Raw genomic sequence first — 5,442 nt, forward strand, 5'->3', positions numbered from 1 at the left:
GTCCCCCGTACCGTCGGCGGCCGCGCCGGGGACGGTGCCGCCGGCGACCCCGGACAGCGGCGCGAGGGCGTCGAGGTCCGGCGCGAGCGGCCCCAGCTCCACCTCGGGCAGGCCGAGGGCCCGGGCGGCGTACGGGGCCAGGGGCAGCCCGGCGGCCTCGTCCGGGGTGAGGACCGCGAGCCGCTCGCTCGAGCCGTCGACCTCGGTGCGGAGGGTGCCGCCGAGCACCTCGACGTCGTAGACGAGCCGGACCGTGTGGAGCCGGACCCCGCGGTGCGGCAGGTCGAGGACGTCGGTGAGCACCTGGCGCAGCGCGACGGGACGGACCTGCAGGCCGGTCTCCTCCGCGACCTCGCGGACGACGGCCTCGTCGGGGTGCTCGCCGTGGTCGACGCCCCCGCCGGGCAGGAACCAGCGCCCCGCCAGGTCCGAGCGCCGCGACGCCTCGACGAGGACGACCCGGTCCCCCGGCCCGTCGTCGGCGGACGGGTGGAGCAGGGCGTACGCGGCGAGGCGGGTGACCGGCCTCACCGGGCGGCGGCGCGCCGGCCGTCGGTGGCACCGGGACCCCGGCCGGTGTCAGGGTCCAGGCCCGCCCCCCGGCGCCTGTCCGCCTCGGCCCGGACGTCGGCGGTGACCCGCCGCTCCGCGAGGAAGGACAGGAAGGGCACGGTGCCGGCGAGCAGCACGGCGAGCGTGGTGAGCGGGCGCCAGCGCCGCCGGCTGGCCAGGTCGATGCCGGTGGCCAGGTAGACCATGTACCCGAAGCCGTGGACCGGGCTGACGGTTCGGGACAGCACGTCGGAGCGGACGCCGAACAGGTCCGTGTAGCGCAGCAGGATGCCCGCGGTCAGCAGCAGGAGGAACGTCCCGACGATCCACGCCACGACGCGGAACCTCTTCAGGGCGGCGGTCATGCGGGGGTCCTCTCGCGGGGGGCGGTGCCGGCCGGGCCGGGCGGGTCCGTGGGGTCGGTGGAGGCGTCCGGGCCGGGGGGACCGGTCGGGTCGGTCTCGTCGTCCAGGTCGGCCAGGTCGCGGCGGCGGGGGTCCGTGCGGGCGGCGTCGTCGCGCAGCATCCGCCACCAGAGCACGACGGCGAAGCCGGCGAAGACGAACCACTGTGCGGAGTAGGCCAGGTTGCGCCAGTCGCGGGCGCCGGTGTCCTCGGCGGGCGGGCCGGGGAGCAGCTCCAGGTCGGCCCCGGCCGCCTGGGACGGGGTGGGCGCGGTGACGACGAAGCCGGGCACGAGCGCCTCCGGCCAGCGGTTGGCCAGGTCGGCCGCGGCGAGCAGCGGCACCACGCCCTCGGGCTGCACGACCTCGGCCGGGACGTCGAGCGGCTCGGACTGCTGGAGCCAGCCGACGACGGTGGCCGCCCCCGCGGGCTCGTCGACCGTCTGCGCGGGGCTGCCCGCCGGGGACGGCAGCCAGCCGCGGACCACCGGCAGGAGGGCGGGCCCGTCGGGGCCCTGCACCTCCAGGGCGGTCACGGCCCAGCGTCCGGGGCGCCCGTCGAGGTCGCGGTCGGCCACGAGCAGCGTGCGGTCGGTGCGCCAGCGTCCGGTCGCGGCGACCAGGTCCCCCGCCGCCGTCTCGGGGACCGCGGCCCCGGTGGTGCCGGCGAGCGCCACGACGTCCGGCAGCGAGGCCGCCTCGACGGTGGCCAGGTCGACGGCGGCGCGCGGGGCCTCCGGGACGCTGCGCTCCCACTGCCATCGGCCGAGCAGGACCATGCCCGCCACGGCGGCCACGAGGACCAGCGTCAGCGCGGCCCAGCGCCACGTGAGCAGGGTCCGGACCACGCCCCCCAGGGTACGGACCCCCGGCGGCGGGCCGACGACGAGGCGGGTCTCCGGGGCGCTGTCAGGAGCCGCCGGGGCTCAGGCCGCCAGCAGCAGGGCCAGCACGGCGGTGTCGACGTCGTCGGACGGGTCGACCCCGCGCCGGCTGACCAGGCGGGTGACCGTGCCGTCGGGCTCGGCCTCGACCCACGCGGCGCGGTGGTCCAGGCCCAGGTGCGGCGCCCCGGGGAGCAGGACGCAGCCGCTGGCGACGCCGTCCACCTCGGGGGTGCTGGACGGTGACTCCCCCGGCGGGTGCAGGAGCAGGAGCGCGACCGGCGGCTCCTGGGGGCGGCGCGCCGTCGTGCCCGGGTCCAGCGCCCGGCCGACCAGGCGGACCAGGCCGACCGCGTCGGGCACGGCGCCGCCGTCGGGCCGGTCCTCGCTGGCGCTGAACAGCGACGTGGCCGGCAGCAGGCCGGGCGTGGTGGCGACCCGGACGGCGAGCGTGAGCAGGTGCACCCACTCCCGCGTGCTGTCGGGCCAGCGTCCTGAGACGAGGAAGCCGGCGAGCCCGTCGCCGGCCCGGTGCAGCGGGGCGACGCCCACCGTGAGGGGTCCGCCCGGCTCCGCGGGTCCGTCCTGCCGTGGCTCCATGGCACCTCCCCTGTGTCCGGGGACCGTGCGGTCCGCGGGGGCGACAGCGTGCGGGGCGGACGTGCTGGCACACAAGATCCCTCAAGTGCCAGTCGAGGGTCGGGACCCTCGGTGGCCCGGTCAGCCCAGGTCGAGCAGCCGGTGGCCGTGGACGACCCGGTCCTTGACGTCGAGCACGACCACCATGGCCACCCGCCGCTCGAGGGTGGCCAGGAGGACGTGCACCCAGCGGCCGCCCCGCATCGCCCAGGCCGTCGGGGTGCCGCGGGGCGCGGGCCGGTGCCCCTGCCACTGCTCGTCCGGCAGCGCGTCGGCGTAGGCCTCGAGCAGCTGCCACATCTCGTCGGCGACCCCGCACGGGCGCGGCCCGGCGGACACCGTGGCCTGCAGCTCCCCCTCGGTCAGCGTGCGCACGGCCCCAGCATGGTGCCCGGGCGACGACGGCTGCGCGGGCACCGTCGTCGTCCCCCCGGTCCCCGCGCGCGATCGACGAGGACTGCGCCGGTGCTCGCACCGACGCCCGGGACCCCGCGCGGGATCGACGAGGACTGCGCGGGCGTCCCCGCCGGCGCCCGGGCCCCGCGCACGATCGACAAGGACTGCGCGGGCACCCTCGTCGTGCGGGGGCGGGGTGCGCCGGCCGCGGCTAGCGTCCCGGGATGCCCCCGGCCGGCGTGCGCACCCGACGGGCGACGGCCGCGGACGCCGAGGCCCTCGCCGGGCTCGCGCACGGCTGGTACGGCGGTGACGCCGGCCGCTGGAGGACCACCATGGCCACCGCGCTGGAGCAGGGCGAGCGCGTCGTCGTCGCCGAGTGCGACGGCGAGACAGTCGGCTACGCCAAGGCCGGAGAGCGGCTCCCGACCGGTCCCGACGACCCGGCACCGGCGGGGACCTGGCTGACCGGGGCCGTCGTCGCGGAGCAGCACCGGCGGGCCGGCGTCGCGGGCGCGCTGGTCGGTCTCCTGCTGGCCGAGCTGCGCCCGGCGGGCCGGCCGGTGTGGTCCATGGCCGACGCCGGGAACCGGGCCTCGCTGGCGCTGCACGCCCGCGCCGGTTTCACCGAGGTGCTCCGGGCCCCCAGCATGCTCGGCGAGGACTTCCGCAGCGGCGAGGGCGTGCTGCTCCGGCTCGACCCGTCCTGAGCCGCCGCGTCACTCCCACTCGATGGTGCCCGGCGGCTTGCTCGTCACGTCGAGCACGACCCGGTTGACCTCGCGCACCTCGTTGGTGATCCGCGTGGAGATCGTCGCGAGCACGTCGTAGGGCAGCCGGGTCCAGTCGGCCGTCATGGCGTCCTCGCTGCTCACCGGCCGCAGGACGACGGGATGGCCGTAGGTCCGGCCGTCGCCCTGCACCCCGACGCTGCGCACGTCGGCCAGCAGCACGACCGGGCACTGCCACACCTCGCGGTCCAGGCCCGCCGCGGTCAGCTCCTCGCGCGCGATGGCGTCGGCGCGGCGGAGGATCTCCAGCCGGTCCGCGGTGACCTCGCCGACGATCCGGATGCCGAGGCCGGGGCCGGGGAACGGCTGGCGCCAGACGATCTCCTCGGGCACGCCGAGCTCGAGGCCGACGCGGCGCACCTCGTCCTTGAACAGCGTGCGCAGGGGCTCGACCAGGCCGAACTCCAGGTCGTCGGGCAGACCGCCCACGTTGTGGTGGCTCTTGATGGTCGCCGTCCCGCTGCCGCCGCCGGACTCGACGACGTCGGGGTAGAGGGTGCCCTGGACGAGGAACTCGACCGGCTCGCCCTGCTCGGCGGAGTCCGCGACGACGCGGGCGGCCGCCTCCTCGAAGACCCGGATGAACTCCCGGCCGATGACCTTGCGCTTGGTCTCCGGGTCGCTGACCCCGGCGAGCGCGGCGAGGAACCGGTCGGCCGCGTCGACGACGACGAGGTCGACGCCCGTGGCGGCGACGAAGTCCTGCTCGACCTGCTCGACCTCGCCCTCGCGCAGCAGGCCGTGGTCGACGAGCACGCACGTGAGCCGGTCGCCGATGGCGCGCTGGACGAGCGCCGCCGCGACGGAGGAGTCCACCCCGCCGGACAGCCCGCACACGGCGCGGGCGTCCCCGACCTGCGCACGGATGGCCTCGACCTGGTCGGTGATGACGTTGCCGATGGTCCACGTCGGGGCGATGCCGGCGATCTCGTGGAGGAAGTGCTCGAGCACGGCCTGCCCGTGCGCGGAGTGCAGCACCTCGGGGTGGAACTGCACGCCTGCCAGGCGGCGCTCGGGGTCCTCGAACGCGGCGACCGGCGTGCCCGTCGTGCGGGCGACGACCTCGAAGCCCGCGGGCGCCTGGGTGACCGCGTCGCCGTGGCTCATCCACACCGACTGCCGGACCGGGAGGCCGTGGAACAGGGTGGAGTCGCCGGAGACGACGTCGAGGTCGGTGCCGCCGAACTCGGCGCTGCCGGTCCGCTCCACCGTCCCGCCCAGGGCCCGGGCCATGGCCTGGAAGCCGTAGCAGATGCCGAACGCCGGGACCCCGGCCTCGAAGAGCTCCGGACCCAGGTCGGGGGCGCCGGGCGCGTACACCGACGACGGGCCGCCCGACAGGATGATCGCGGCCGGGCCGCGCTCGAGCATCTCCCCTACCGGCATGGTGTGGGGGACGATCTCGCTGTAGACGCGCGCCTCGCGCACACGGCGGGCGATGAGCTGGGCGTACTGGGCACCGAAGTCGACGACGAGCACCGTCGGGTGGCTCGCGGACGGGTCGGTGGCGCGGGTCGCGGCGTCGGGGGCGGGCGACGGGGGGCTACCGGTCTCGGTCACCGCCTCAGGCTAGTGGCGCGACACCCACCAGTCGGAGGCCCGGGCGTGGAGCAGGGCGACGGCGACCGGGACGCAGGCGACGAGCGCCAGGAGCAGGGCCACCCGCAGCAGCTCGCCGCGCTGGGCGTCCCCGAGGGGCAGCACGGTGGCGGCGGGGGTCGCGGCCGGCGGCCCGACCGGCGCGGTCCCGACGGTGCCCGCGGACCCGGCGTCGAC

At 77.4% G+C, this 5,442-nt stretch carries 8 protein-coding genes; 1 reads left to right on the forward strand and 7 read right to left on the reverse strand.

Translation table 11 applies throughout. The annotated features are described in order from the left end of the window. The 5 genes from WCS02_RS16940 to WCS02_RS16960 form a co-directional block, all read right to left on the reverse strand. Positions 1-531, reverse strand: a 531-nt coding sequence (locus WCS02_RS16940; RefSeq protein ID WP_340295364.1) for an NUDIX hydrolase, incomplete at its 3' end; no start/stop codon positions are given. Next, complete coding sequence (locus WCS02_RS16945; RefSeq protein WP_340295366.1) at positions 528-917, reverse strand: DUF3817 domain-containing protein; 390 nt, start codon at positions 915-917, stop codon at positions 528-530. The genes WCS02_RS16945 and WCS02_RS16940, both read right to left, overlap by 4 nt. Then, positions 914-1,804 (reverse strand): SURF1 family protein, encoded by an 891-nt coding sequence (locus WCS02_RS16950; protein WP_340295368.1) that lies wholly within the window; start codon positions 1,802-1,804, stop codon positions 914-916. Before WCS02_RS16950 ends, WCS02_RS16945 begins: the two co-directional genes overlap by 4 nt. A 78-nt stretch (positions 1,805-1,882) precedes the next feature. Then, positions 1,883-2,440, reverse strand: a complete 558-nt coding sequence (locus WCS02_RS16955; RefSeq protein WP_340295370.1) for a peptidase — start codon at positions 2,438-2,440, stop codon at positions 1,883-1,885. A 120-nt stretch (positions 2,441-2,560) separates the two neighbouring features. Next, positions 2,561-2,854, reverse strand: coding sequence for a hypothetical protein (locus tag WCS02_RS16960; RefSeq protein WP_340295372.1), 294 nt, complete (start codon positions 2,852-2,854; stop codon positions 2,561-2,563). Between the two features lie 245 nt (positions 2,855-3,099). Here WCS02_RS16960 and WCS02_RS16965 point away from each other — a divergent pair, with 245 nt between their 5' ends. Then, positions 3,100-3,585 carry a GNAT family N-acetyltransferase gene (locus WCS02_RS16965; RefSeq protein ID WP_340295374.1) on the forward strand — a complete coding sequence of 162 codons (486 nt, stop codon included), beginning with the start codon at positions 3,100-3,102 and terminating at the stop codon, positions 3,583-3,585. A gap of 9 nt (positions 3,586-3,594) precedes the next feature. On the opposite strand, the gene guaA is transcribed toward WCS02_RS16965, so the two are convergent. Together guaA and WCS02_RS16975 are read right to left on the reverse strand one after the other, a co-directional pair. Then, entirely contained in the window at positions 3,595-5,226 is a 1,632-nt protein-coding gene (guaA, locus tag WCS02_RS16970) for a glutamine-hydrolyzing GMP synthase (RefSeq protein WP_452039071.1), read from the reverse strand. Positions 5,227-5,235: 9 nt separating this feature from the next. Continuing rightward, a partial coding sequence (locus WCS02_RS16975) for a hypothetical protein (RefSeq protein ID WP_340295375.1) occupies positions 5,236-5,442 on the reverse strand: 207 nt, incomplete at its 5' end.

It is taken from the genome of Aquipuribacter hungaricus (assembly GCF_037860755.1).
GTDB classification, from domain to species: domain Bacteria; phylum Actinomycetota; class Actinomycetes; order Actinomycetales; family JBBAYJ01; genus Aquipuribacter; species Aquipuribacter hungaricus.